Origin of the sequence: Billgrantia pellis, assembly GCF_008297955.1 — a bacterium.
GTDB lineage: Bacteria > Pseudomonadota > Gammaproteobacteria > Pseudomonadales > Halomonadaceae > Halomonas > Halomonas pellis.
The window spans coordinates 170,558-194,556 of sequence record NZ_VTPY01000004.1 but is presented as its reverse complement, the minus strand read 5'-3'; the positions used below and the strand labels follow the sequence as shown (position 1 = coordinate 194,556).

General features: G+C 65.6%; 26 protein-coding genes. 13 read left to right on the top strand and 13 right to left on the bottom strand.

Annotation, left to right across the window (positions count from 1 at the left end):
- Both F0A17_RS11125 and F0A17_RS11120 read left to right on the top strand, forming a co-directional pair.
- The gene (locus tag F0A17_RS11125; RefSeq protein WP_149328414.1) at positions 1-906 is read left to right on the top strand and encodes a LysR family transcriptional regulator; all 906 of its coding nucleotides are present in this window, start codon (positions 1-3) and stop codon (positions 904-906) included.
- A gap of 83 nt (positions 907-989) precedes the next feature.
- Positions 990-5,369 (top strand): DEAD/DEAH box helicase, encoded by a 4,380-nt coding sequence (locus tag F0A17_RS11120; RefSeq protein ID WP_149328413.1) that lies wholly within the window; start codon positions 990-992, stop codon positions 5,367-5,369.
- Between the two features lie 66 nt (positions 5,370-5,435).
- Here the strand turns inward: F0A17_RS11120 and F0A17_RS20585 are convergent, their stop codons facing one another.
- The gene (locus F0A17_RS20585; protein WP_187774682.1) at positions 5,436-5,594 is read right to left on the bottom strand and encodes a hypothetical protein; all 159 of its coding nucleotides are present in this window, start codon (positions 5,592-5,594) and stop codon (positions 5,436-5,438) included.
- Positions 5,595-5,834: 240 nt separating this feature from the next.
- Here F0A17_RS20585 and F0A17_RS11115 point away from each other — a divergent pair, with 240 nt between their 5' ends.
- Positions 5,835-6,842, top strand: coding sequence for a zinc-dependent alcohol dehydrogenase family protein (locus tag F0A17_RS11115; RefSeq protein ID WP_149328412.1), 1,008 nt, complete (start codon positions 5,835-5,837; stop codon positions 6,840-6,842).
- 20 nt (positions 6,843-6,862) lie between these two features.
- Here the strand turns inward: F0A17_RS11115 and F0A17_RS11110 are convergent, their stop codons facing one another.
- The 4 genes from F0A17_RS11110 to F0A17_RS11095 form a co-directional block, all read right to left on the bottom strand.
- Positions 6,863-7,219 carry a DUF1428 domain-containing protein gene (locus tag F0A17_RS11110; RefSeq protein ID WP_149328411.1) on the bottom strand — a complete coding sequence of 119 codons (357 nt, stop codon included), beginning with the start codon at positions 7,217-7,219 and terminating at the stop codon, positions 6,863-6,865.
- A 10-nt stretch (positions 7,220-7,229) separates the two neighbouring features.
- A complete protein-coding gene (locus F0A17_RS11105; RefSeq protein WP_149328410.1) occupies positions 7,230-7,637 on the bottom strand; it encodes a YciI family protein in 408 nt (135 codons plus the stop codon).
- Positions 7,638-7,639: 2 nt separating this feature from the next.
- Positions 7,640-8,065 carry a VOC family protein gene (locus F0A17_RS11100; protein WP_149328409.1) on the bottom strand — a complete coding sequence of 142 codons (426 nt, stop codon included), beginning with the start codon at positions 8,063-8,065 and terminating at the stop codon, positions 7,640-7,642.
- 140 nt (positions 8,066-8,205) lie between these two features.
- Entirely contained in the window at positions 8,206-8,976 is a 771-nt protein-coding gene (locus tag F0A17_RS11095) for an SDR family oxidoreductase (RefSeq protein WP_149328408.1), read from the bottom strand.
- Positions 8,977-9,215: 239 nt separating this feature from the next.
- Here F0A17_RS11095 and ada point away from each other — a divergent pair, with 239 nt between their 5' ends.
- A complete protein-coding gene (gene ada, locus F0A17_RS11090) occupies positions 9,216-10,391 on the top strand; it encodes a bifunctional DNA-binding transcriptional regulator/O6-methylguanine-DNA methyltransferase Ada (RefSeq protein WP_149328407.1) in 1,176 nt (391 codons plus the stop codon).
- On the opposite strand, the gene F0A17_RS11085 is transcribed toward ada, so the two are convergent.
- Complete coding sequence (locus F0A17_RS11085) at positions 10,286-10,783, bottom strand: Lrp/AsnC family transcriptional regulator (protein ID WP_228716886.1); 498 nt, start codon at positions 10,781-10,783, stop codon at positions 10,286-10,288. The two genes, ada and F0A17_RS11085, sit on opposite strands and share 106 nt — an antisense overlap.
- 127 nt (positions 10,784-10,910) lie before the next feature.
- Between F0A17_RS11085 and F0A17_RS11080 the strand changes: the two genes are divergently transcribed.
- The gene (locus F0A17_RS11080) at positions 10,911-12,062 is read left to right on the top strand and encodes an MFS transporter (RefSeq protein WP_228716885.1); all 1,152 of its coding nucleotides are present in this window, start codon (positions 10,911-10,913) and stop codon (positions 12,060-12,062) included.
- Positions 12,063-12,082: 20 nt separating this feature from the next.
- Here the strand turns inward: F0A17_RS11080 and F0A17_RS11075 are convergent, their stop codons facing one another.
- Positions 12,083-12,883: a helix-turn-helix transcriptional regulator gene (locus tag F0A17_RS11075; RefSeq protein WP_149328404.1), complete on the bottom strand. Its 801-nt coding sequence runs from the start codon at positions 12,881-12,883 to the stop codon at positions 12,083-12,085.
- Between the two features lie 108 nt (positions 12,884-12,991).
- Between F0A17_RS11075 and F0A17_RS11070 the strand changes: the two genes are divergently transcribed.
- Complete coding sequence (locus F0A17_RS11070) at positions 12,992-14,578, top strand: MFS transporter (RefSeq protein WP_149328403.1); 1,587 nt, start codon at positions 12,992-12,994, stop codon at positions 14,576-14,578.
- On the opposite strand, the gene F0A17_RS11065 is transcribed toward F0A17_RS11070, so the two are convergent.
- Both F0A17_RS11065 and F0A17_RS11060 read right to left on the bottom strand, forming a co-directional pair.
- Positions 14,575-15,120 carry a putative glycolipid-binding domain-containing protein gene (locus tag F0A17_RS11065; RefSeq protein ID WP_149328402.1) on the bottom strand — a complete coding sequence of 182 codons (546 nt, stop codon included), beginning with the start codon at positions 15,118-15,120 and terminating at the stop codon, positions 14,575-14,577. The two genes, F0A17_RS11070 and F0A17_RS11065, sit on opposite strands and share 4 nt — an antisense overlap.
- A gap of 107 nt (positions 15,121-15,227) precedes the next feature.
- Complete coding sequence (locus F0A17_RS11060; RefSeq protein ID WP_149328401.1) at positions 15,228-16,238, bottom strand: AraC family transcriptional regulator; 1,011 nt, start codon at positions 16,236-16,238, stop codon at positions 15,228-15,230.
- 78 nt (positions 16,239-16,316) lie between these two features.
- Here F0A17_RS11060 and F0A17_RS11055 point away from each other — a divergent pair, with 78 nt between their 5' ends.
- Entirely contained in the window at positions 16,317-17,495 is a 1,179-nt protein-coding gene (locus F0A17_RS11055; protein ID WP_149328400.1) for an MFS transporter, read from the top strand.
- Positions 17,496-17,526: 31 nt separating this feature from the next.
- Here the strand turns inward: F0A17_RS11055 and F0A17_RS11050 are convergent, their stop codons facing one another.
- Positions 17,527-17,823, bottom strand: coding sequence for an aldo/keto reductase (locus tag F0A17_RS11050; RefSeq protein WP_228716884.1), 297 nt, complete (start codon positions 17,821-17,823; stop codon positions 17,527-17,529).
- On the opposite strand from F0A17_RS11050, the gene F0A17_RS11045 reads away from it, so the two are divergent.
- Positions 17,791-18,774, top strand: a complete 984-nt coding sequence (locus tag F0A17_RS11045; protein WP_323849415.1) for a LysR family transcriptional regulator — start codon at positions 17,791-17,793, stop codon at positions 18,772-18,774. The two genes, F0A17_RS11050 and F0A17_RS11045, sit on opposite strands and share 33 nt — an antisense overlap.
- On the opposite strand, the gene F0A17_RS11040 is transcribed toward F0A17_RS11045, so the two are convergent.
- Complete coding sequence (locus tag F0A17_RS11040; protein WP_149328398.1) at positions 18,771-19,409, bottom strand: TetR/AcrR family transcriptional regulator; 639 nt, start codon at positions 19,407-19,409, stop codon at positions 18,771-18,773. The two genes, F0A17_RS11045 and F0A17_RS11040, sit on opposite strands and share 4 nt — an antisense overlap.
- 111 nt (positions 19,410-19,520) lie before the next feature.
- On the opposite strand from F0A17_RS11040, the gene F0A17_RS11035 reads away from it, so the two are divergent.
- Positions 19,521-20,261, top strand: a complete 741-nt coding sequence (locus tag F0A17_RS11035) for an SDR family NAD(P)-dependent oxidoreductase (protein WP_149328397.1) — start codon at positions 19,521-19,523, stop codon at positions 20,259-20,261.
- A gap of 86 nt (positions 20,262-20,347) precedes the next feature.
- On the opposite strand, the gene F0A17_RS11030 is transcribed toward F0A17_RS11035, so the two are convergent.
- The gene (locus tag F0A17_RS11030) at positions 20,348-21,037 is read right to left on the bottom strand and encodes an FMN-dependent NADH-azoreductase (protein ID WP_149328396.1); all 690 of its coding nucleotides are present in this window, start codon (positions 21,035-21,037) and stop codon (positions 20,348-20,350) included.
- Between the two features lie 123 nt (positions 21,038-21,160).
- On the opposite strand from F0A17_RS11030, the gene F0A17_RS11025 reads away from it, so the two are divergent.
- The 4 genes from F0A17_RS11025 to F0A17_RS20905 all read left to right on the top strand — a co-directional run bounded on the left by F0A17_RS11025 (position 21,161) and on the right by F0A17_RS20905 (position 23,503).
- Positions 21,161-22,057: a LysR substrate-binding domain-containing protein gene (locus tag F0A17_RS11025; protein WP_149328395.1), complete on the top strand. Its 897-nt coding sequence runs from the start codon at positions 21,161-21,163 to the stop codon at positions 22,055-22,057.
- A gap of 131 nt (positions 22,058-22,188) precedes the next feature.
- Positions 22,189-22,815 (top strand): LysE family translocator, encoded by a 627-nt coding sequence (locus tag F0A17_RS11020; protein ID WP_149328394.1) that lies wholly within the window; start codon positions 22,189-22,191, stop codon positions 22,813-22,815.
- 44 nt (positions 22,816-22,859) lie between these two features.
- On the top strand, positions 22,860-23,210 hold the full coding sequence (locus tag F0A17_RS20910) for a LysE family translocator (RefSeq protein ID WP_267285436.1): 351 nt from the start codon (positions 22,860-22,862) through the stop codon (positions 23,208-23,210).
- Complete coding sequence (locus F0A17_RS20905; RefSeq protein ID WP_267285439.1) at positions 23,123-23,503, top strand: LysE family translocator; 381 nt, start codon at positions 23,123-23,125, stop codon at positions 23,501-23,503. The genes F0A17_RS20910 and F0A17_RS20905 overlap by 88 nt, the downstream gene beginning before the upstream one ends.
- Before the next feature lie 9 nt (positions 23,504-23,512).
- On the opposite strand, the gene F0A17_RS11010 is transcribed toward F0A17_RS20905, so the two are convergent.
- Positions 23,513-23,884: an antibiotic biosynthesis monooxygenase family protein gene (locus F0A17_RS11010; protein WP_149328393.1), complete on the bottom strand. Its 372-nt coding sequence runs from the start codon at positions 23,882-23,884 to the stop codon at positions 23,513-23,515.
- Positions 23,885-23,999: the final 115 nt, after the last annotated feature.

The window sequence follows — 23,999 nt, the reverse complement described above, 5'->3', positions numbered from 1 at the left end:
ATGCTTAACTCCATGCCTTCTCTCAGCGCCTTGCGGGCCTTCGAGGCGACCGCCCGGTTGGGTAGCGTCACGGCCGCGGCGCATGAACTCAGCGTGACTCACGGTGCGGTCAGTCGTCAGCTGCGTAGCCTGGAAGAACACTTCGGTGTAGCGCTGTTTGCCAAGGCGGGGCGAGGCTTGGAACTCACAAGCCACGGAGAACGGCTACAGCGCGGCGTTGGTGAGGCATTCGTCCGCTTGCGCGATAGCTGCGCGCAGTTGAAGCGTGACGTCGAGGGGGCACCGTTCCTCCTGGCCTGCCCGGGAAGTCTCCTGGCGCGCTGGCTCATTCCACGGCTCGATCGCCTGCATCGTGAACTGCCCGAACTCAAGCTGCATGTCGTATCCAGCGAGAGCGAAGCGACCCCCGGTAAGGACGAGGTCAGCGCGACGTTGACGTTTGCCGCACCGCCGTGGCCAGCCGACGTGAAGGTGTGTGTGCTTGCCGCAGAGCATATCTGTGCGGTAGCGAGCCCGCAGTTGGCGGCTCGGTTCGATCCGGCGCAGCCGGCGACGCTGTTCAACGCCAAGCTGCTGCATACCGCCTCGCGGCCGCAGGCCTGGCCGCAGTGGGCAGGCGCACAGGCACTCGACCCGGCGCGCCTCGATCGGGCGCTGGCCGAGGGGCAAGGCTTCGATCATCTCTATTACCTGATAGAGGCGGCGGTGGCCGGGTTGGGCATAGCGATAGCGCCCCGGCTGCTGGTCGAGGATGAGCTGCGTCAGGGGCGACTGATCGCTCCCTGGGGGTTCGTCGAGACACCCGCTCGGCTATGTCTGTGGCATGCTCCCAGTGGCGATCAACGGCGTAGCGGCCGGCTAATCGAGTGGCTCAAGCGCGAACTGGGCGACATGCTCCTGCCGTAATAATTGATCTCTCCCAGGGGAAGGGCATCGCGTTTCGCCCGTCCCTCGATTACGTTGTAGGAAAGCGATATCCCGGAGCGCCCATGCCGCTCGAAGCCTTTCATCCCGCCGTCAGCCAGTGGTTCGAACGCGATCTCGGTGCGCCCACCGAGGTGCAGGCACGCGCCTGGCCGGCCATTGGCGCGGGCGGCCACGTGCTGATTGCCGCCCCCACCGGCTCGGGCAAGACGCTGGCGGCCTTTCTCGCCGCCATCGATAGTCTGGTGCGCCGCGGGCTCGAGAGCGAGCTGCCCGACGAGACCGTGGTACTCTACGTTTCGCCGCTGCGCGCGCTCTCCAATGACATCCAGCGCAACCTGCAACTGCCCATCGCCGGTCTCGGCGAGGCGCTGACGGCCGACGCGCAGCAGGTGCCCGAAATCCGTGCCTGGGTGCGCACCGGGGATACTTCCTCCTCGGAGCGCGAGCGAATGCGCAAGCGCCCACCGCATATCGTCGTCACCACGCCAGAATCGCTCTACGTGCTGCTGACGTCCGACTCGGGGCGGCGGATGCTGTCCACCGTGCGCACGGTGATCGTCGACGAGATCCATGCCGTCGCCGGCACCAAGCGTGGCTCCCACTTGGCGCTGTCGCTGGAGCGCCTGGCGGGGCTGACGTCGCAGCCGCCGCAGCGCATCGGGCTCTCGGCCACCCAGAAGCCGGTGGAGGCGGTGGCGGCGTTCCTCACCGGGGGCGCCGACTGCACCATCATCGATACCGGCCATGTGCGCGAGCGCGACCTGGCCATCGAAGTGAGCGGTTCGCCGCTTACCGCGATCATGGCCAACGAGGTGTGGGAGGAGGTCTACGATCGCCTGGCGGCGCTGGTTCGGGAGCACCGCACCACGCTGATCTTCGCCAATACCCGACGGGTCTGCGAGCGGGTGGCCCGCCACCTGGCCGATCGGCTGGGTGAGGCGTGGGTGACCTCGCATCACGGCAGCCTGGCTCGCGAGCACCGCCTGGACGCCGAGCAGCGCCTCAAGCAGGGCGAGCTGCGTGCGCTGGTGGCCACCGCCTCGCTGGAACTCGGCATCGACATCGGCGAAGTGGACCTGGTCTGCCAGCTCGGCTCGCCGCGCTCGATGTCGGCTTTCCTGCAGCGGGTGGGGCGCTCCGGCCATGGCGTGGGGCGCGTGCCCAAGGGGCGGCTGTTCCCGCTGACCCGCGACGACCTGGTGGAGAGCACGGCACTCATGGGGGCGGTACAGGCCGGCGAGCTCGACCGGCTGCACATTCCCGAGGGGCCGCTCGACGTGCTGGCCCAGCAGATCGTCGCCGAGGTCGCCGGGGCGGGGGAGACCGATGAGGCGGAACTGTTCGAGCGCATCCGTGAAGCCTGGCCTTATCGGGCGCTGAGCGAAGAGAGCTTCGACGCCGTGGTGCAGATGCTCGCCGACGGCTACACCACCCGGCGCGGGCGGCGCGGCGCCTACCTGCATCGCGACCGGGTCAACGGCCGCCTGCGCCCGCGGCGCAACGCGCGGCTCGTCGCCCTGACCAACGGCGGGGCGATTCCCGACCACTTCGACTACGACGTGATCCTGCAGCCCGAGGAGATTCGCGTCGGTACCGTCAACGAGGACTTCGCCTTCGAGAGCATGCCGGGCGATATCTTCCAGCTCGGCAACCAGGCCTACCGTATCCTCAAGCTCGCTACCGGAAAGCTCTATGTCGAGGACGCCCGCGGCGCGCCGCCGAGCATCCCGTTCTGGTTCGGCGAGGCGCCGGCGCGAACCGCAGAGCTCTCCGAGGCGGTATCGCGGCTGCGCGAAGGCCTCGACCGGCAACTGGCCGAGGGCGACGAGAGCGATGCCCAGCAGTGGCTGGAAGCGGCATATGGCCTCACGCCGGCCGCGGCCGAGCAGCTGGTGCGCTACCTCGCCGTGGCGCGGGCGGCGCTGGGCGTGATTCCCACCCAGCGCCACCTGGTGCTGGAGCGCTTCTTCGACGAGGCCGGCGACATGCACCTGGTGCTGCACGCGCCGTTCGGCTCCAAGCTCAACCGCTCCTGGGGCCTGGCACTGCGCAAGCGCTTCTGCCGCAAGTTCAACTTCGAGCTGCAGGCGGCAGCGCTGGAGGATTCCATCGTGCTGTCGCTGGGCCCGACGCATAGTTTTCCGCTCGACGAGGTATGGGCCTATCTCAACAGCAAAACGGTACGCGAGGTGCTGATCCAGGCGCTGCTCGACGCACCGATGTTCGGCCTGCGCTGGCGCTGGAACGCCTCGGTGGGGCTTGCCGTGCCGCGAACCCGCAACGGCCGACGGCGCCCGCCGCAGCTGCAGCGCCAGGACGCCGAGGATCTGCTCTCGGTGGTCTTTCCCGACCAGCTTGCCTGTGCCGAGAACCTGGCCGGCGCGCGCGAGTTACCCGACCATCCGCTGGTCGACCAGACCCTGCACGACTGCCTGACCGACGCCATGGACATCGACGCGCTGGAGCGCTTGTTGGAACGCCTGGAGGCCGGCGAGATCGCCGTCAGCGGACGCGACCTGGCGGTGCCTTCGCCGCTGTCGGAGGAAGTGGTCAACGCGCGGCCCTATGCTTTCCTCGACGATGGCGCCCAGGAGGAGCGGCGCACCCTCAGCGTGCGCACCGGCGATGCCCTCGACGTAGCCGACGCCGCCGCCTCGGCGTGCTACGCCCCCGAGGTGGTGGCGCGCGTGCGCGAGGAGGCCTGGCCGACACCGCGCGATACCGACGAGCTGCACGATGCCCTGGTGATGACGGGCTTCCTTGCCGCACGCGAGACCGACGCCGACTGGCGGCCCTGGTTCGAGGTGCTCGCCGAATCGCGGCGTGCCACCATGGTCATTCCGCTTGGCGGCGAGCCGCTGTGGGTGGCGGCGGAGCGCCTGGGCGAACTGCTCGCGATCCATCCCGAGGCGCGACTCGAACCGACGATCGACGCGGTGGGCGAGGCGCCGGAAAGCGCCGACGAGGCACTGGTCGAGCAGCTGCGTTCGCGGCTGGAAACGCTGGGGCCGGTGTCGGCGGCAAATCTGGGAGCGCCACTCGGCGTATCGCTGGATCGCACCATGGCCGCGCTGGCACGCCTCGAGGTCGAGGGCTTCGTGCTGCAAGGGAATTTCCTGGGTGGCAGCGAGGTGGCCTGGTGCGAGCGGCGCCTGCTGGCACGCATGCATCGCTACGCCATCGACCGTCGCCGCGCCGAGATCGAGCCGGTGAGCATTCAGCACTACTTGCGCTTTCTGCTCGACTGGCACGGCCTCACCGAGCGGCCGGAGGGGGCCGAGGCGCTAGCCGGAGCGGTGGAGCGACTGGAGGGCTTTCCGGTGGCGGCGGGTGCCTGGGAGAGCGACGTATTGCCGGCACGGGTGGCCGATTTTTCACCGCACATGCTCGACCAGTTGCTGGCCAGCGGTCGTTTCATCTGGCTGCGCCTGCTACCACCTCGAATCGCCGAAGGCGACGAACGCCAGCGCCCCGGCCCGCTGCGCAACACGCCGATCGCCCTGATCGATCGCCAGGCGCTGGCCGACTGGCGCCAGGCCGTTCCGACGCCGGAAATCGACGAACTGTCGCTCTCCGGCGGCGCGCGTCGGGTACTCGAGGCGTTGCAGGGCGGCGGGGCGATGTTTTTCGCCGACCTGCTCGGCCCCACGCGTATGCTGCGTACCCAGGTCGAGGAGGCGTTGGGCGAGCTGGCTTCCTGGGGGCTGGTGACCTCGGACAGCTTCACCGGCCTGCGCGCTTTGACCGCCCCGGCCAGCAAGCGCCCGCCGATTGCCGCGAGCGGGCGCAGGCGGCGTCGACACGCGCCGGGCGTGGACGCCGCCGGGCGCTGGTCGTGGCTACCCGCCCCCGAGCGCGAATCGTCCGCCGAGAAGCGCCGCATCACGACCGACATGGAGAGTCTGGAGCACATCGCCTGGGTGTTGCTGGAACGCTATGGCGTGGTGTTTCGCCGCGTGATCGAGCGCGAGCCGGCATTGCCGCCGTGGCGCGAGCTGCTGTATGTCTATCGCCGGCTCGAGGCGCGCGGCGAGATTCGCGGCGGGCGCTTCGTGCAGCAATTCGCCGGCGAGCAGTTCGCCCTGGCCGAAGCGGTGGGAGGACTCAAGGCCATGCGTCGCCGCGAGACCGATGGGACGCAAGTCGTGGTGGCCGGTGCCGACCCACTCAACCTGATGGGCATTCTCACGCCCGGCACGCGGCTGCCGGCCGTCTCGGGCAATCGGCTGCTGTATCGTGATGGCGTGCCCCAGGCGGTGCTACAGAACGGCGAAGTGCACTTTCTCGAGACGCTGTCCACCGAAGCGAAGTGGGAAGCGCAACAGTGGCTGCGCCGCGGCCCGGGATATCGTGCTTCCGCCCTGGTGTCGTCTGCCTCCATCGACCCGGCGCCGAGCGATCTCGACCGTACGGTGGGGCCCCGCCTGCGTTCGCCCAGCTGAATCAGAAAGCAGCCCCCGGTACCTTGCGGTCCCGGGGGCTGACGAACGATCGACTGCGATAAGGGATTACTTGCGCCGCATGCGGTACCGGTAAGGCTCGCGCTCATGCTCCTCGATACGCACTTCCTTGCGGATGGGGCGCCGCTGCTTCTCGCTCATGACGTAGGCCAGAGCCAACAGCGCCACTGCGGCCACGCTCACGGTCAGCGCTTCGATGATTCCCATGCGCATGTCCTCCTGTGGGTGGATGGGGCGACCCCCGGGACGCTCACTGTCCCTACGAGAGGCGTGCCTACGAATTGAGGGTGGCAGTTTTCTCGTTGGCCGACAAATGCTTTGACCCAATGGAGTCGATTAAGTTTTAACGCTGTGTTCACTAAAACGGCTGTGGTTGCCTGAACCAGTAGGGACTGCCATGGTGTCAGGCAGCGCAGCACGATGGCTTATCCAAAAGAGGAGAGCGCAATGAAAGGGGTTACCGTACGCCGCCCCGGCGGCCTGGATCGTCTCGAGGTGGGTGAGCAGCCTGAGCCCGGTGAGCCGGGGCCCGGCGAGATTCGCGTCAGGATCCATGCCAGTTCGCTGAATTTTCATGATTACGGCGTCGTCTCGGGCAAGATGCCGACCGAGGACGGCCGCATTCCGATGTCGGATGGGGCCGGTGTGATCGAGGCGATCGGCGACGGCGTCGAGGAGTTCGCGGTGGGCGATGCGGTAGTCTCCACCTTCTTCCCCTACTGGCTCGATGGTCCGGCACGGGTGGGCGACTTCAAGACCACGCCCGGCGATGGGGTCGATGGCTATGCCCGCGAGCAGGTGGTGCGCCCGGCGACCTGGTTCACCCACGCCCCCAAAGGCTATAGCCATGCCGAGGCCGCGACTCTGACCACCGCGGGGTTGACCGCCTGGCGCGCGCTGGTGATCGATGCCGGTCTCAAGGCGGGCGATACCGTCCTTACCCTGGGTACCGGAGGCGTGTCGATCTTCGCGCTACAGTTCGCCAAGGCAATGGGCGCACGAGTGATCGCCACGTCGTCTTCGGACGAAAAGATTGAGCGTCTGCAACAACTGGGCGCCGACCATACGCTCAACTACAAGGCCGAGCCCGAGTGGGGCAAACGCGTCAAGGCGCTCACCGAAGGGTATGGCGTCGATCATGTCATTGAGGTCGGCGGCCCCGGCACACTCCCTCAATCCATCGAGGCGGTGCGTATCGGCGGCCACATCGCATTGATCGGTGTACTGACCGGTCGCGGCGGTGAGGTCCCTACCGCCAAGCTGATGGCCAAGCAGGCGCGCCTGCAGGGGCTGATCGTCGGCAGTCGCATTCACCAGCAGGAGATGATTCGCGGCATCGAGGCCAGCGGCATGCGGCCGATCCTCGATCGCAGCTTCAGCCTCGACGAAATCGCCGACGCCTTCCGCCACGAAGAGGCCGGCCGCCACTTCGGCAAGATCTGTCTCGAATTCTGAGTGTCGATCCTGCGCAGGTATTACAGCTCGACGACTGTCTTGAACCCGCCCCAGAACATGCGCTTCATGTCGAAGGGCATGGTCTTGGGGTCGAGGCAGGTGATACGAGGATCCTGCATCACCTTTTCGTTTACCTGGTCGCGCTGCTCCCGGGACTCGTAGACGATATAAGAAAAAACCACCGTCTCGCCCTCCTTTAGGTCGACGCTCTGGGGAAACGAGGTCACCTGGCCGGACTGCACGTCGTCGGCAACGCACTCGATGTATTCCAGTGCACCATACTCGCGCCAGACCTCGCCCGCCTGCCGTGCCATGGCGATGTACTCGTCGAGCTTGTCCTTGGGAACCGGCAGCACGAAACCGTCGATGTATTTCATGACCTTTCTCCTATAGTGTGCCCAGGCGGCGAAAGCGCTCGATCGCCTCGCCCTTGTCGAAATCCTCGAACTCGAACAGCTGACGGACCTCGAGTTCCGCGGGCTGGCTCTCGCCGGCGGGATTGGGAAAGCGCCGTGCCCACTCCAGAGCTTCTTCGCGCGTCTCGGTCCTGATCAAGGTATAGCCGGCGATGAGCTCCTTGGTCTCGGTGAAGGGACCCTCGGTGACCAGGCGCGGGTCGCCGTCGTAGCGGATGCGCCACCCCTTGGCGCTCGGTTGCAGGCCCGCGGCGTCGAGCAGCACCCCGGCCTGGGCCAACGCCTCGTGGTAGTCCGTCATCTTGGCGAGCATCGATTCTTCGGGCATGGCGCCGGCTTCGGTCTCCGCGGTCGCCTTCACAAGTATCATGAAGCGCATGCCTACTGCTCCTTGTCGTAGTTAATCATCCAGGCCACGCCGAAGCGATCCACCAGCATGCCGAAGCGATGCGCCCAGAAGGTTTCCTCGAGCGGCATCTGCACGGTGCCGTTGTCGGCCAGGGCGTTGAAGAGCCTTTCGGCTTCCTGTACCGAGTCGACGCCGATCGCGATGCTTGCCCCCTTGATGCCTTCGTAGGGTGCAGGGCTGCAGGGGGAGTTATCCGACGCCATCAGCCATTGGTCACCGATACGCAGTCGGGCGTGCATGATCAGGTCGCGGGCTTCCGGAGGAATTTCCCTACCTTCGCTGGCGGGCATTTCGCCGTAGGTCGCCATGGCCTCGAGCTTGGCGTCAAGGCAGCGCTGATAGAATTCGAAGGCTTCGCGGCAGTTGTCGTTGAAGATCAGGTAGGTGGAAAGCTGCATGGGGATTCTCCTCGATAGTGTTGTTGTCGGGTCCTGCATCCCGTCATCGGACGAGGCCAGGCGTTTTCGACAGGCGAGTTGAAATCGGGCCGACTCCGCTTCGAGTACCGGCCCGCTAGCCTATCGGGGATGACTATCGTTCAAGTTCGGTTGACCGAGACGCCACCGTCGACCGGCATCGCCGCCCCGGTGACGAAGCTCGCTGCGTCGGAGGCGAGGTACAGGGCTGCCTGGGCAATCTCCTCCGGCTTGGCCATACGCTTGAGTGCGTGCAGACCTTCGACGAAGGCCAGCACTTCCGGCCCGGCATCGGGCGCATTGGTGATGCTGGCGGGCGTGTCGGTGCCGCCGGGCAACAGCGCGTTAGCCCGGATGCCATGCGCGCCCAGCTCCACGGCGAGACATTTCACCAGGCCGAGAATACCTGCCTTGCTGGCGGCATAGGCTGCCATGCCCGGCATGCCGGCGGTATGCCCGACGAAGCTCGACGTGAACAGCAGACTACCGCCGCCCCGCTGGAGCAGCGCTGGGACTTGGTATTTGGCGCCAAGGTAGGCGCCGGTCAGGTTGGTGTCGAGCACGGTATGCCAATCGCTCGATGCCATGTCCTGCAGTGGCCCCATCGGCCCGACGACACCGGCATTGTTGAAGGCGATATCGAGCCCTCCGAAGCGCTCCAGGGCGGTCGCGACAAGGCGTTGCGACAAGTGCTCGTCGCATACGTCTCCGGCGATGGCAACGGCGGTGCCGCCGTCACGAGCGATGGCTTCGACCAGAGCATCGAGTTCGTTCTGGCGACGAGCGTTCACGACCACCTTGGCGCCCTCGCTGGCGAACAGTCGAGCGGTGGCATGACCGATTCCTGAGCTGGCTCCGGTGACGATGGCGATCTTTCCGGCAAGTCGGTTCATAGCGTTTTTCTCCTTGGGTGGGCATGGGAACATTGGCGATCCCATGCTTACCTTGCCGGTCTCGTGGTAAGCCCTCACTCCGCTTCTTGCCGTCAAAAACTGGCGGCTCGGCGATGCTATGCTGCGGAAGTAGCGATAGAGGCTGGCTCACTTTGAGAGCAAGGGACGGAGTGTGCCAGGCGGGTCCAGAGTTCATCCTGAACTCACGGAATACGCCGAACCCACAGCGGAGGCCCGCCATGAGCGATACATTCAACCATCCGTTTACCACCTTCGATTCCGATGAGGCGAAATGGGCAGCGGTATTGGCCCGCGACGCTGCGGCGGACGACGCTTTCGTTTATGCGGTGCGTACCACCGGGGTCTATTGCCGTCCCACCTGCGCATCGCGCCGCCCACGCCGCGAGAATGCCGAATTCCATGCCGATGCAGCTTCAGCCGAACGGGCCGGCTACCGGCCGTGCCAGCGCTGTCGCCCCAAGGAGTTACCATTGGCCCAGCGGCACGCCCAGAGCGTCGCCAGGGCCTGCCGTCTCATCGAGACGGCCGACGAGCTCCCCTCGCTCGACGAATTGGCACAAGCCGCGGAACTGAGCCGCTTCCACTTCCATCGTGTCTTCAAATCGGTCACGGGACTGACGCCCAAGGCGTATGCGGTCGCTTGCCGGGCGGATCGTGCACGCCAGGCGCTGGTACAGCGGGAAACCGTCACCGAAGCGATCTATGAGGCGGGCTTCAATTCCAGCGGACGCTTTTATGCCGGTTCCGACCGCATGCTCGGCATGGCGCCGAAGCGTTACCGTTCGGGAGGAAAGGGCATGGAGATTCGCTTCGCCCTGGGAGAATGTTCGCTGGGCAACATTCTAGTCGCGACCAGCGAAAAGGGCATTTGTGCCATTTCCCTGGGCAGCGACCCGGAGCAATTGCTGCAGGAGTTCCAGGATCGTTTCGCCAATGCCAACCTGAGCCCCGGGGGAAAGGATTTCGATGCCTGGGTGGCCAAAGTGGTGGGCTTCGTCGAGGCGCCTGGCGTCGGGTTGACGCTGCCGCTGGACATTCGTGGTACCGCCTTTCAGCAGCGAGTCTGGCAAGCGCTGACCGAGATTCCCGTGGGCACCACGATCAGCTATGCGGAGTTGGCGCAGCGAATCGGCTCTCCCAAATCTGTGCGTGCCGTGGCCAGGGCCTGTGCCTCCAATCCCATCGCGCTTGCCATTCCCTGTCACCGGGTCGTGCGCACCGATGGGGCGCTCTCGGGTTATCGCTGGGGCGTAGCACGAAAACGGGCCTTGCTCGAGCGAGAATCGCTTCAGGCCGGCGTCTCCCGCGACGGAGCCACCAGCGGAGCCTCCTCCAGCGCCGAGGTAATGCCAGCCTGGGGCGTACGCTCGAGAAAGGTCGACAGGACCACGTAGCTGCGCGTGGCCTTGACGCTCGGCAGGGCATAGAGCCTGGCGAGCAGCCCTTCCAGGGCGCGGCTACTGGCGCAGCGCACCTTGAGCAGCATGCAGGTGTCGCCGGCCACGGAATGGACCTCCTCGACTTCGGGCAGCTCCGAGAGGGCGAGCAGTTCCTGGGTCTTGCCCCAGCCGGTGGAGTCGACATGGACGAAGGCGAGAAAGGGCTTGCCCGTGGCGGGGCCATCCAGTACCGCCACGGTGCCACGGATGCGGCCCGTGGCGCGCAGCCGCTTCACTCGTTCGTGAACGGCCGGCGCCGAGAGCCCGGCGCGATTGCCCAGCTCGGCATAGCTGAGCCCGGCGTCCACGGCCAATTCGCCTAATATTTTTCGGTCGAAGGCGTCCAAGGGGCGGGCCTCCTGGCGCTTGTTCTGAACGGCTTCTGTTTTTTCTGGGTTCGGCATTGTTGCGATTGCTCCGAATGACATTCCTTCCTTTAATGATAATATCGAACTACATTTGGAGCGAGCCGTGATGTCTCGTCATCTTCTTCTGCTGACCGCTGCCATTGCCGTGATCGGTGCCAATTCGCTGGCGCTGAGCCCCATTGCGGCTGCGGTGGCAGGGGCATTCCCGGGCCGTAGCGCTGCCGATGTGATGACGGCTACGGCCCTCTATGGCCTGGCCACGGCAGGCAGTGCGTTGTTGCTGGCTTCGATGTCCGACCGTATCGGCGCCGAGCATGCGCTGGGGCGGGCACTGTTGCTGCTGGCCGTGTCGCTGGGCTTCGCCGCTCTCTCGCCCGCGCTCTGGGTGTTGATTGCCGCCCAGGCGCTTGCCGGCCTCGCGGCGGGCGTGGCGCTGCCGGCGATTTATACCCTCACCGCCCAGGTGGCGGCCAAGGGGCGCGAGAGCGAAACCCTGAGCTTCGTGCTGGTCGGGTGGACGTTGAGCCTGGTCGTCGGGGTTGGTCTCGCAGCGCTGTTGGCCGACCTGCTGCACTGGCGCGCGGTCTTCTCGGTACTGGCTCTGGCCGCCGCTGGACTGGCACTGGGAATATCGCGCTGCCGCGACTGGGGCACGAGAGCGGGCGGTGAAGAACCCAGCTCCTGCCTCAAGGCCTTGCGTATCCCCGGCATCCACGCGGTGCTGCTGAACGTCGCTGCCTACATGACCGCCTTTTATGGTTTGTATACTTACCTTGGCCCACATCTGGGTGAGGTCCTGCAGTTACCCGCTACTTTCGCGGGGCTGGCCATCGCCGTTTATGGCCTGGGCTTCGGCGTTGCTGCCCCGCTGGGCCGGCTGGTCGACCGGTACGGCGCAACTGCCGCCGCCTGCGTCACCTTTGCCGGCTTGATGCTCATGTATCTGGGAATGGCGGTGTCTGCAGCGCTTCCGCTGGCATTGCTGACGCTCTGCCTGGGCTGGGGTGTGGGCAACCACCTGGGCTTGAACCTGCTCATGCGACAGCTTGCCGAGCTCGACCCCATGCAGCGCGGTGCCGTCATGGGGCTCTACAGTGCCATTACCTATCTGTGCGTCTTTGCCGGAGCGTTGCTCTACCGGCCGATCTTCACGCACTTCGGCTTTGCCGCCTGCGCCTGGGCCTCGGCAATGCTCGTACTGCCGGCCCTGGGCTGGGCGCTGGGGCAGTGGCGCAGGAAACAGGCTGCATTGGAGTAGCGCGAACCGACTATGTTGGGCTACGTCTCCAAGGCTGTAGTGAAATAAACCACCATCCTGAGATGCCGATGCTCGTCCACCAGCAGCGTGGCGTGTTCGTACTCCCGCGGTATCGAGTCGGCGTCGAGAATAGTGCCGATGCCGTAGCGGTAGGCTTCATGGTTGGGCTGCTCCCACCAGCGGCGAAAATCCGGCGATAGCTTGGCGAGCGTTTCGATCAGCGCCTGCATGGCCGGGTTCTCGGGGGCGGCCGCCAGGTCGCAGCGGAACTGGGCGAGCAGGCGGGGGGCGTCCTGTCGCCAGTCGGGAAGGCGCCGACGCAGTGCCGGATCGGCGAACAGCAGGCGCATCATGTTGCGCTCGCCGGGCTCCCTGTCGCTGAAGCCGAGCAGGGTATCGGCCACGGCGTTCCAGGCGATGACGTCCCAGCGCATGTTCATCACGTAGGCGGGCCTCGGCATGTCGTCCATCAGCGTTTGTACCCGCGGCGGAATCGCCTGCCACTGATAGGCTTCCACCGGCGGCGGTCGGCGATGGGCGAGTAGGAACAGGTGACAGCACTCGGCATCGTCGAGCTTGAGGGCCTTGGAGACCCTTAGCAGGAAGCTCTCCGAGACGTTGATGTCGCGCCCCTGCTCGAACCAGGTGTACCAGGTCAGCCCCACGCTGGCGAGGGTGGCGACTTCCTCACGGCGAAGCCCTGGCGTGCGCCGGCGGCCGGTGCTGGGCAGGCCGACGTCGGCCGGCGTCAGCTTGTTGCGATGATGGACCAGAAAGTCGGTGAGTTCGCTGCGGGTTCTGTCGAGACTGCGTCCGGCCATGGTTTGTTCCAGGTAGTACTGCTGGTAATAGGATAACTGGCTATATTGTAACCCTATCAGGATGGGCCAAGACTACCATGCCAACCCATGGGGAACAGGAGGCATGGCATGGTTTCCTTCGATGAGCAGGGTGCCGGTTCACGTTCGGCCCCACAGCGGGCGAGCTCCAAGGAGTGGGCCGGCTTGGTCGTGCTGGCGCTGCCCACCGCGCTGCTCGGTCTCGACGTCACCATTCTCTATCTGGCGCTGCCCGCCCTGGCAGCGGATCTGCTGCCGAGCAGCACCCAGGCGCTGTGGATCATGGATGCCTACGGCTTCCTGATCGCCGGCTTTCTGATCACCATGGGAACCTTGGGCGACCGCATCGGTCGCCGCCGGCTGCTGATGATCGGTGCCGTAGCTTTCGGCATCGCCTCGGTGATCGCGGCCTATGCCACCAGTGCGGGCATGCTGATTGCCGCCCGCGCGGTGCTTGGTGTGGCCGGCGCGACGTTGATGCCATCGACCCTGGCATTGATCAGCAACATGTTCGGCGACGCACGCCAGCGTGCGCTGGCCATTGGCATCTGGGCGACCATGTTCGCCCTGGGCATGGCGCTGGGGCCGGTAGTGGGCGGCGTGTTATTGGAGCGCTTCTGGTGGGGCTCGGCCTTTCTGGTAGCGGTACCCGTGGTGGCCGTGCTGCTGATTGCGGCTCCGCTATTGCTGCCCGAGTACCGTACGCCTCGCAGCGGCCGGTTGGATCTCGCCAGCGTGCTGTTGTCCCTTGCGGCCGTGCTCACGGCCATCTATGGCGTGAAGGAAGTCGCCAAGGCGGGGCTCGAACCGGTGGCGGTGGTGGCCCTGGCGTTGGGGGCGCTACTGGCGGTCGTGTTCGTGCGTCGTCAAAAGCGTTTGGCCGACCCGCTACTCGACATGCGTCTGTTCGGCAGCCGCACCTTCAGTGCCGCTCTGGTCGTACTGCTGGTGGGTCTTGTCGGCGTTTCCGGCGTGATGCTGCTGGTGACCCAGTACCTGCAGCTGGTGGCGGGGCTCACACCTCTGGCGGCGGGGCTGTGGATGGGGCCGCCGGCGCTGATGATGGTGCTGGCGGGCATCGTGGCACCGCTGCTCGCCCGCCGCATCCGGCCTGGCTATGTGGTAGGCGCCGCGCTGGTGCTCTCGTCGCTGGGCTACTGGCTGCTGGCGACCGTCGAAGTGAACGCCAGCGGGGTGGGCATGGCGATAGCCGGGTTCTCGTTGGTCTATCTCGGACTGGGCACCATCGCCGCGCTGGGCACGGATCTGGTGGTAGGGGCTGCGCCAGCCGATAAAGCGGGTTCGGCTTCGGCCATGTCGGAGATGGTGCAGGAGCTTGGCGTTGCGTTGGGTGTGGCGCTATTGGGCAGTTTGGCGACCTTCGTATACCGCGCGCGAATGAGCGATGTCGTCTCCAACGACCTCTCGTTCGATCTTGCCGGTGTCGTGGAAGGGGGGCTCTGGGGCACGACTTCCGCCATGGATCGCCTGCCGGCGGAAATCGTGCTGGAGGCCCAGAGGGCCTTTACCGCGGGCCTCAACGTCACCGGTGTCATAGGCGGTATCGGTATGCTTGCTCTGGCCGCAGTGGCTGCCGTCTTCCTCAGGCACGTTCACGCGCTCGATGAGACCGTCAGCGAAACCGTTGAAGAGCGCAGCTCTTGTCCGACGGCCTAGGGGAGCGTCTCGAACAGACCCTCGTAGACGACCACCAGGTTTTCATCGTCGACCTCAAGGTCGGCCTCGAAGCCCTTGGCAATACCCAGGTCGGTGTAGCGCCAGCGGTTTTTGCCGAGAGTCGTGTAACGCTGACGGGAAGGCAGCAACTGAAGAGAGGGCAGGTCCACATAGAGTGTGGTGAGCTCGCCCGATCCCTGGAGTCGATGCATGGCCAGCGTATTGCAGAACGGCGTCGCCGACAGGTCGATCTCGTCGCACGCCGCGAGGTCAGGGCGTGGTCGGCCGTTCACCTGCCAGCCCCTGTGGCTGCGTTCGATCTGCAGCGTTTCTATCGAGGGGCTGGCGAGGTGTAGCTCCAGGCGGCGGGTGCGCCAGTCGCGGTCGAGTTGCCACAAGTAGGACAGGCCGAATGCCTCGGTGCCCACATGTACGACGGTGGCGAGCGCCAGGATGCCGTCGTCGTCGGGTTGGAGATGCAAGACCTCCAGGCCCGGTTCGTCCAGGCGACGCCACTTGCGAGTGATCGATAGCGCTGACATGCCCGTCCCTCTTGCGGTTCATGTACCGGATGGCTCACGTGCCGGGTGGCTGCACGGACGGCAGGCTGCACTGGCCGGACACGTCACTGCTGGGGGATCGAGCCCTGTCAGGCCGTGACCGGCCCGCTCCGTTCCGGTTGTGTCTCGGCACGTATCGCCCCGGGGGATCGTCCGGTGATTCGCTTGAAGGCGCGGCTGAAGGCAGCCTGCGAGCCATAGCCCAGTCGTAGGGCGACGGTCTCGATCGGCATCCGATCGCGCCCTATCCATTGCATCGCCAGCCGCATCCGCAGTTCGGTCACGTAGCGATGCGGTGTCATGCCAGTGACCGACAGGAAGCGTTCGGCGAAGACCGAGCGCGAGCTGCCCATCTCCGCGGCGAGCTCGGCCACCGTCCAATGACGGCCCGGATCGCGATGCACGGCGCTGATAACTCGCCCCAGGCGCGGGTCGCGCAATGCCTCGACCCAACCGGTTGCATTGCCGCAGCCGCACTCTACCCAGCCGCGTACGATATAGGCCGAAATCACGTCCGCAAGCCGGGCCAGAATGCCGGCGAACCCCGCGCGCTCCGTGCGCGCTTCGCGATCCATCGCCTCGAGCATAGGCAGTAACTCGGGATGTCGCTCGAGTAGCGTGCCGACTCGCATCACTTCGGGCATCAAGGCCACGAGGGGATGCATGCCGCCGAGGTCGAATTCCAGGCAGGCGCTGAAGAACACGGCGCGGGTCGTAGGACAGCTTGCCGCCGCGCATGCCTCGACCGCGCTGACCGCCTCGCAAAGCGTGGCACTCTCGTAGTCGGCAATGTCGCGGCTGGGCTGTTCCGGTGCCGAGAGCAACTCGTGTCGGCCTCCACGCGGCAGGAGCAGGGCGTCGCCTGCCTCCAAGGCGTGCAGCGCCCCGCCGGGGCTGCGCAGGAAGACCGGGCCTTGGGCGATGAAGTGGAACTGGGCCCACCCCTCCTTGCTACCGAAGCATAGGCCAAAGGGGGGTGTCACCTGGATACGGCGGTAGCGAATGCCACGCAGCCGCATGCCCATCAGCAATTCGCTGACCCGGTCGCCGGGAAGCGAAGCGGAGGGTGCCTGTGTCGTTTCGGACGAATAATCAATCATTCGAGAGTATTTAGCATGGATCGTCCGGAGCGTCCATTTTATTCTGCATCGCAACAACCCCTGATACAGGAAATGGAGATGAATGAGCTGACACAACGGGCCGAGCCCGCCTGGGCGGCGGTAATCTCGGTAACGCTGGGCGTCTTCGGGCTGGTCACGGCGGAGTTCCTGCCCGCTAGCCTGCTCACCCCCATGGCGGTGGATCTAAGCATTACGGAAGGCATGGCGGGCCAGGCGGTGACCGCGACGGCGGCGGTCGCTCTGATGACGAGCCTGCTGATCACGGCGGCCACGCGACGCATCGACCGACGCTTCGTACTGCTGGCCTTCTCTCTCCTCTTGATCGCTTCGAACCTGATCGTCGCGCTGGCGCCCAACCTGCTCGTGCTGCTGATCGGGCGTGTGTTGCTCGGCATGGCCCTGGGCGGGTTCTGGACCATGTCGATCGCCACCATCATGCGCCTGGTGCCGGAGGATTCGGTGCCGCGCGCGCTGTCGATCATGTTCAGCGGTGTTTCCGTGGCGACCATCGCCGCAGCGCCGCTGGGCAGCTTCTTCGGCGATCTGATCGGCTGGCGCAACGTCTTCCTGGCGGCGTCGCTGCTGGGCCTGCTGGCCTTCGTGGTGCAGTACGCCACCCTGCCGCGTATGGCGCCAAGTGGCGTGACTCGACTGCGCACCCTGTTCGATGTGTTGATGCGGCCGCGGGTCGGCCTCGGCATGCTGGCGGCGGGGCTGGTCTTCACCGGTCACTTCGCCTTCTTCACCTATATCCGTCCCTTCCTCGAGAGCGTGACCGGTGTCGGCGTGAACGGCATTGCCGCCATCCTGCTCGGTTTCGGTGTGGCCAACTTCGTGGGCAACTTCCTGGCCGGCGCGCTGGTCGAGCGTAGCCTGCGCCTGACTCTGGTCGTGGCACCGCTGCTGATGGGCACGCTGGGGCTGAGCCTGGCCAGCCAGGGCGGCGTGGCCGTGCTGGATGGCGCTCTGGTCGCCCTCTGGGGACTGGCCTTCGGTGCCATCCCGGTGGCCTGGTCCACTTGGCTCTCGCGCACGGTGCCGGACGAGGCCGAGAGCGCGGGCGGGTTGCTGGTGGCCGCCATCAACATGGCCATCGCGACCGGCGCGGCTGTCGGCGGCCTGATTTTCGATGTCAGCGGTGTCACGTGGGTCTTCGTTGCCAGCGGAGGCATGCTGTTCCTGGCCACGCTGGTCATCGTGGCGGGCGTACAGGCGCGGGTAGCGGCCACCGCCTGACCCTTGCCGGCCAAGCGCCGAGCGGCAACGGTCAGACGGGAACGGGATTGCGCTCGGCGAATTGACCGTTCCAGTAGGGATAGTAGGGATAGGGCGGCGTCACGCGACTGGCTTCGTCGAGCCGCCTTGTCTGCTCCTCATCGAGTTGCCATCCGGCGGCGCCCAGGTTGTCCCGCAGTTGGGCCTCGTTGCGTGCCCCGATCAACACGCTGGACACGGTGGAGCGTCCGAGCAGCCAGTTGAGGGCGATCTGGGGAATCGACTTGCCCGTCTCTTCGGCAATCTCGTCGAGCACATCGACGATCCGGTACAGGCGCTCGTCCTCCACTGGCGGCGCGAAGTCGCCGGTCTGGGCCGAGGCGACGATCTTTTACTATTTCTGCGCATTCTTGACCTAGGGTCGATCTGCGAAGCGGCACGCAGCCTGGCTCTGTCCGCGGCCGTCGCCAGCCAGCGCTTGAAGCGACTCGAGCGGGAGCTCGGCGTGCGACTCCTGCAACGCACCACCCGACAGCTGCGTCCGACGCCGGAGGGCCGTAGCCTGGCCGAACAGGGGCGGGAGGCGGTGGAGGATCTCGAGGCGCTGATGGGTGGGCTGCACCGGTCGACGCGCGAGGTGGCGGGTACCCTGCGCCTGACGTTGCCCCCCACGTTTGGCCGCCTCTATGTGTCGCCGTTGTTGCCCAATTTTCTGAGCCGGCATCCCCGGCTACGGCTCGATCTCGACCTGTCCGACCGGCGGCGGGACATCGTGGCTTCGGGGTTCGACCTGGCCATTCGCATCGGTTTGCTTGCCGACTCCAGCTTGGTGGCGCGCCGGCTGGCCGCGAATCGCCGCGTGCTGTGCGCTTCTCCCGCTTATCTGAAACGCCATGGCACCCCGCATGCGCCCGAGGAATTGACCCGGCACGAATGCCTGCTGCTGAGCGACGGCGAAGAGGAGTCCGGCACCTGGCGGCTTCGCGATGTCAGCGGCGAAAATGTGAGCGTCAAGGTGAGCGGGCGCATCCGCAGCAGCCAGGGTGAGTTTCTGCGCGACGCCGCCGTGGCGGGGCTGGGTATCGTGCAGCAGTCCACTTGGCATGTATGCGACGACCTGCGGGCTGGCCGACTGCGGCAGATTTTGCCTGACCACGCGCTGCCCGAGACGGGCATCCACGCGGTCATGCCGCAGCGCCGCCTGGTACCGCCCAGAGTACGCGCCTTCATCGATTTTCTCGTCGAAGAATGGGAGCCCGCTCTCCCCTGGGAGCGCCATGCAGATGATGGCAAGGGCTAGCCACGCCGTTCCTGGCGCTGGGCTTCATGTGAAACGTCGATGAGAGCTTCCCAGCCAGACATCGCACAGTCGGCAATGGCCAGCAGCGTCTCGCGCGAGGCGCCGTCACGGGCCTGGATCGACATGCCGTGCTGCAGGGTGACGTAATAATTGGCGATCGCACGGCAGTCGATGGCGGCGGGCAATTCACCGTCCTCCACGGCGCGCTGCAAGCGTCGCACCAACTGGCATACGTTATGTTGGCGCCGAACTTTCAGCGCATCGCAGACTTCGGGGTTGGCGCCCTGCCTCTGCGGTGCGGCGAGCACGATCAAGCAGCCCCTGGGTTCGTCACCGCGTGTGAAGGCCTCGGCCGTGGTGCGCAGCACTTGCGCGATGGCGTCGCGTGCGGTCGGCGCCGTTTCCACCTGTTCCCAGATACCGCTGCCTTCCGTGCGACTGTAGAGATCCACCGCCTCCTTGAACAGCGCTTCCTTGCTGCCGAACGCCGCATAGAGACTGGGTGAATTGATACCCATGGCGCGGGTCAGGTCGGTCAACGAGGCGTTATCGAATCCTTTGGCCCAGAACACTTCCATGGCTTGACGCAGGGCGCTTTCCCTATCGAAGCCGCGGGGTCTGCCACGCTGGGGCATGTCACACTCCTTTTTGTATCGATAACTACAAAATATCTTGACAGGAACATGCATGTCTAGCCACCTTATTTTGTGTCAATCACTACATAAATATGTGAACGGAGGCGACACATGCAGCGATTCAGCGGAAAGGTGGCGATGGTGACCGGTGGCAGCCGTGGGATAGGCGCTGCCAACGCCCGACGATTGGCAGGGGAGGGGGCAGCCGTCGCGCTGACGTATGCCAACGGTGAGGCGCAGGCACAGTCGGTGGTGGACGGGATCGTGTCGGTGGGTGGGCGAGCTATGGCTATGCGTGCCGACAATCGTGACGCCGCAGCACTCGAGGCCGCTGTCGAACGTACGGTAGCCGAGTTGGGTGGGCTCGATATCCTGATCAACAACGCAGGCATCTTCCCGAGCGGAACGATCGAAGAGGCGACGCTGGAAGAACTGGACCGCACCATTGCGATCAACCTGCGTGCCCCCGTCGTGACTGCCATGGCAGCGGTGAGGCATATGCCGGAGGGAGGGCGAATCATCACCATCGGCAGCAACCTGGCCGTGCGAGTCCCCTGGCCCGGCATCAGCTTGTACGCCATGAGTAAGGCGGGCCTGGTGGGTCTGACGAAGGGGCTGGCGCGAGACTTGGGTCCGCGCGGGATCAGCGTCAATGTCGTGCATCCAGGCTCCACCGATACCGACATGAACCCGGCCGACGGCGAACTCTCCGATCCCCAGCGCAGCTTGATGGCGATCCCACGCTACAACGAAGCCGACGACGTGGCCGGCCTGGTGACCTGGCTGGCGGGCCCGGAAGGGCGTTCGGTGACCGGCGCCGAGTTCACTATCGATGGCGGCGCCAATATCTGAGAGATCGTATGCCCCGATACTGTTCGGGGCCGAAGTCGCGTTGGCCCGCTGCCTTTCGGTGCGGGCCAACGTCGCTTCCCGTTCTCTCAGCAAGCGAGCAGCTCGAGGCTTTCCGCCAGTTCGGACACCAGCGCCTCGATGCGCCGCTCGGCCTGGTCCAGCGAGACTCGTAGCCGCTCATCGGCGAACTCGTCGTACTCCACCGCGATACTCTGCACGTCGTCAATGCCCAGGTAGCCGAATACGGTTCGAATATGCGGCTCGACATGGTTGGCGCGGGCCATGTGTTCGTCTGCCTCGTAGCCGTAATCGCCGCGGGCGCTCAGAATGACCAACCGCTTGCGCATGTCGGTCAGCATGGGCCAGTAGGGTAGGCTGGCGCGGGAGCGGTCGAAGCCGAAGGTGCGGCCGACCCGAACGATATTGTCGATATACGCCTTGAAGCCGGCCGGGACGCCGAAGTTGTACATCGGTACGCCGGCCACGATCACGTCCGCTGCCAGCAGCTCGTCGACCAGGGCGTCGCTCTCGGCGAGCGCCGCATGCATCCAGGGCTCGCGCTGCGCCGGCTGGGCGAAGGACGCATGAATCCATTCGCCGGTGACGGGGCTTGGCGGTTGCTGACCGACGTCGCGATAGACGATGCGGTCGGCGGGGCGGGCAGCCCGCCACCGTTCCACGAAGCGGGCGCTCAGGCGTCGTGTGTGTGAGCCATGCGGCTCAATGCCGGAGCGACCGGGACGGGCACTGGCGTCGATATGCAGCAGGGTAGCCATGGCGGTATCCTCAAGTAAAATTCAAGTGTGAAGGGACGCTTCGAAGCATCGTGCCTGAAGCGAAAGCTGACAAACGAGCATTTCTCGTCAGACAGACAAGCTGCGCTAATCTATGGAGACGCCATGAATCGCCGCCTGCTCCCGCTTTCCCAACTGCGCGCCTTCGAGGTGGCCGCCAGGCATCGCAGCTTCAAGCGCGCCGCCGAGGAGCTGGCGGTGACGCCGGCGGCGATCAGCCATCAAGTACGCGAGCTTGAGGAGCTACTGGGGGTGGCACTGTTCGATCGCCGGACGCGCCAGGTCGTGCCCACGGCGGCGGCGGAGGTTCTCTATCCCGTGCTTCGGCAAGGCTTCGATGCCATTGGCGAAGCGCTCGATACGTTGCGGGAACGGACACGTCCGGCCAGTGTGACGCTTTCCTGCACGCCGGCCTTCGCCAGCCAATGGCTGCTGCCCCGGTTGGCGGACTTTCATGCGGCACATCCCGATATCGATCTGCACATTCATGCCAGCGAAGCCACGCTGGCGCTTTCCCGTGGTGCGTGCCTGGCGATTCGCTACGGCATGGGGCCTTATCCGGATCATGAATCTGTCGAGCTGGCGCAGGACACCTTCGCCCTGGTCGCCAGCCCGCGCCTGGGCCTGGCGCGAGTCGAGGATCTCAAGGCGGTGCGCCATGTCGTCTTCGATTGGTATTGCCCCTCGCTGGGACTACCCACCTGGCCGCAGTGGTGCCAGGCCGCCGGTTGCTCGCTCGCCGAGCTGGGGCCCAGTCTGAGCTTCTCGGACGAGAGCCATGCGGTGCAGGCAACGATTGCCGGGCAGGGGGTGGCCCTGCTGAGCCAGACCTTGATCCGAGCGGAGCTCGAGCGCGGTGTGCTGCATGTGCCCTTCGGTCCGAGCCTACCGGGGCTTCGCTACCATCTGCTGATGCCTCGTGGGCAGTCCGACCACGCCGAGCTCGAGCGAGTCGCGGCATGGCTGAGGGAGGCCTTTGCCAATGAGATGGCGGTGGGCTGAGTGTTTCTTCGCGGCACCGGGTCGCATGCCTGTGCTTGCCGACCGGGACAGGATCGGGCACATTGTGAAATGTGCCGGCATGACAGTTCGCGTGATGTCGATCCGGCTCCGCCATTGGTGAGACAACGCAGATGAATATCGAGCTCTGGCTGGCCTTCATGGCCGCTTCCACTGTGATGCTGGCAATCCCCGGACCGACGATCCTCACCGTGATGAGCTACTCGCTGTCCTCTGGGCGGCGTGCCAACTTGCCGCTGGTAGCCGCTGTCGCCTTGGGCGATTCCACGGCCCTGGCAATGTCGCTGCTGGGCCTCGGTGCATTGCTGGCCGCCTCGGCGTTCTGGTTCACCGTGGTCAAAGGGATCGGCGGACTCTACCTGATCTACCTGGGTATCAAGCTACTGCGTGCCGGGGCGAGTACGAGCGTCGTGCTGACTCCGGCGGAGTCCGTGTCGCGCTGGAGGCTTTTCGGCAATACCTACCTGGTCACCGCGCTTAATCCCAAGGGTATCGTGTTCTTCGTGGCCTTCCTGCCTCAGTTCCTCGACCCGAAGCTGCCGGTGACGCCGCAGCTTTGGATGCTGGCCGCCACCTTCGTCACGCTGGCCACGCTGAATGCCGCCCTCTACGCGCTCTTCGCCGCTAGCGCCCGTCGCCTGCTGTCCACACCGCGTGCCCAGCGCGGCTTTCACCTGCTGGGCGGCTCGTTGCTTTCGGTGGCTGGGGTATGGGCACTGCTGGCCAGACGCCCGGTCTGACGCATGCCGAAGCGGAACGCCTCCCGTCCGACAAGGAGAACGCCGTGATACCGCTGACCGATCTGCTGCTTTTCGCCATGGCCGCCCTGATCGTGGTACTGACCCCGGGGCCGAACATGATCTACCTGATCTCGCGCTCGATCTGCCAGGGGCGTGCGGCGGGCGTGATTTCGCTGTTCGGCGTGCTGGCCGGCTTCCTGGTGCACATGCTGGCGGCGGCCGTCGGCCTGACCGCGCTGTTCCTGGCCATCCCGCTGGCCTACGAAATACTCAAGTGGCTCGGCGCCTTGTACCTGCTCTTCCTGGCCTGGCCTGGCAGGCGGTCCGGCCCGGTGCCCGCTCGCCCTTCGAGGCGCGCACGCTCCCCGCGGATCGGCCTCGCAAGCTGTTCCTGATGGGGTTTTTGACCAACCTGCTCAACCCCAAGATCGCTGTGTTCTACCTGGCGATCTTTCCGCAGTTCGTCTCGCCCGAGCATGGTCCCGTCTTCCTCCAGAGCCTGGTGCTGGGCTTCACGCAGATCGGGGTGAGCTTCACGGTCAACCTGGCGATTGCCCTGTCGGCGGCGGGTATCGCCACTTGGTTCCAGCAGCGTCCGACCTGGCTGGCCGTGCAGCGCTATGTCATGGGCGGCGTGCTGGCCGGCATGGCGGCCAAGCTCGCCACGGAGCCGCGGCACGTCGCCTAGGACGGCTCATCATCGTCGCACGACGGCCGCCTTGTACCCATCGTGCCGTTCGCGGCTGTCGGCCGGGACCTGTTCACGCTCGCGCATGCCATAGTCGCGAATCACGCTCGCCACTCGCAGCCGGTAGTCGGCGAACACCATATTTCGTCCCTTGGCCTGGGCGCTGCGATGACGTTCGAGCTGGCGCCATTGGGCGATGGCCTGTTCGTCGCGCCAGAAAGAGAGCGACAAAATCTTGCCGGGCTGGGTCAGGCTCCCGAAGCGCTCGATGGAGAGGAAACCGTCGATTTCGTCCAGTAGCGGGCGCAGTTCGGCGGCGATGTCCAGGTAGTGCTCGCGATGGCCCGGCTTGGGCTCGACTTCGAAGATGACGGCGATCATGGGTTGGGCTCCTTGTTCGTTGGCGTGGGGGAGGCGAAAAGCGACAGGCGTGCGTCGCTCGAGTGTGCCGTTCGGGACTATGCTTGTCAGGCAGAAACCCTTCGTTGGTGGCCTA

Bases quoted from the DNA above. Each gene is read 5' to 3' on its own strand.
- F0A17_RS11125 (WP_149328414.1), top strand. From the start codon at position 1: ATGCTTAACTCCATGCCTTCTCTCAGCGCCTTGCGGGCCTTCGAGGCG.
- F0A17_RS11120 (WP_149328413.1), top strand. From the start codon at position 990: ATGCCGCTCGAAGCCTTTCATCCCGCCGTCAGCCAGTGGTTCGAACGC.
- F0A17_RS20585 (WP_187774682.1), bottom strand. From the start codon at position 5,594: ATGGGAATCATCGAAGCGCTGACCGTGAGCGTGGCCGCAGTGGCGCTG.
- F0A17_RS11115 (WP_149328412.1), top strand. From the start codon at position 5,835: ATGAAAGGGGTTACCGTACGCCGCCCCGGCGGCCTGGATCGTCTCGAG.
- F0A17_RS11110 (WP_149328411.1), bottom strand. From the start codon at position 7,219: ATGAAATACATCGACGGTTTCGTGCTGCCGGTTCCCAAGGACAAGCTC.
- F0A17_RS11105 (WP_149328410.1), bottom strand. From the start codon at position 7,637: ATGCGCTTCATGATACTTGTGAAGGCGACCGCGGAGACCGAAGCCGGC.
- F0A17_RS11100 (WP_149328409.1), bottom strand. From the start codon at position 8,065: ATGCAGCTTTCCACCTACCTGATCTTCAACGACAACTGCCGCGAAGCC.
- F0A17_RS11095 (WP_149328408.1), bottom strand. From the start codon at position 8,976: ATGAACCGACTTGCCGGAAAGATCGCCATCGTCACCGGAGCCAGCTCA.
- ada (WP_149328407.1), top strand. From the start codon at position 9,216: ATGAGCGATACATTCAACCATCCGTTTACCACCTTCGATTCCGATGAG.
- F0A17_RS11080 (WP_228716885.1), top strand. From the start codon at position 10,911: ATGTCTCGTCATCTTCTTCTGCTGACCGCTGCCATTGCCGTGATCGGT.
- F0A17_RS11075 (WP_149328404.1), bottom strand. From the start codon at position 12,883: ATGGCCGGACGCAGTCTCGACAGAACCCGCAGCGAACTCACCGACTTT.
- F0A17_RS11070 (WP_149328403.1), top strand. From the start codon at position 12,992: ATGGTTTCCTTCGATGAGCAGGGTGCCGGTTCACGTTCGGCCCCACAG.
- F0A17_RS11065 (WP_149328402.1), bottom strand. From the start codon at position 15,120: ATGTCAGCGCTATCGATCACTCGCAAGTGGCGTCGCCTGGACGAACCG.
- F0A17_RS11060 (WP_149328401.1), bottom strand. From the start codon at position 16,238: ATGATTGATTATTCGTCCGAAACGACACAGGCACCCTCCGCTTCGCTT.
- F0A17_RS11055 (WP_149328400.1), top strand. From the start codon at position 16,317: ATGAATGAGCTGACACAACGGGCCGAGCCCGCCTGGGCGGCGGTAATC.
- F0A17_RS11040 (WP_149328398.1), bottom strand. From the start codon at position 19,409: ATGCCCCAGCGTGGCAGACCCCGCGGCTTCGATAGGGAAAGCGCCCTG.
- F0A17_RS11035 (WP_149328397.1), top strand. From the start codon at position 19,521: ATGCAGCGATTCAGCGGAAAGGTGGCGATGGTGACCGGTGGCAGCCGT.
- F0A17_RS11030 (WP_149328396.1), bottom strand. From the start codon at position 21,037: ATGGCTACCCTGCTGCATATCGACGCCAGTGCCCGTCCCGGTCGCTCC.
- F0A17_RS11025 (WP_149328395.1), top strand. From the start codon at position 21,161: ATGAATCGCCGCCTGCTCCCGCTTTCCCAACTGCGCGCCTTCGAGGTG.
- F0A17_RS11020 (WP_149328394.1), top strand. From the start codon at position 22,189: ATGAATATCGAGCTCTGGCTGGCCTTCATGGCCGCTTCCACTGTGATG.
- F0A17_RS11010 (WP_149328393.1), bottom strand. From the start codon at position 23,884: ATGATCGCCGTCATCTTCGAAGTCGAGCCCAAGCCGGGCCATCGCGAG.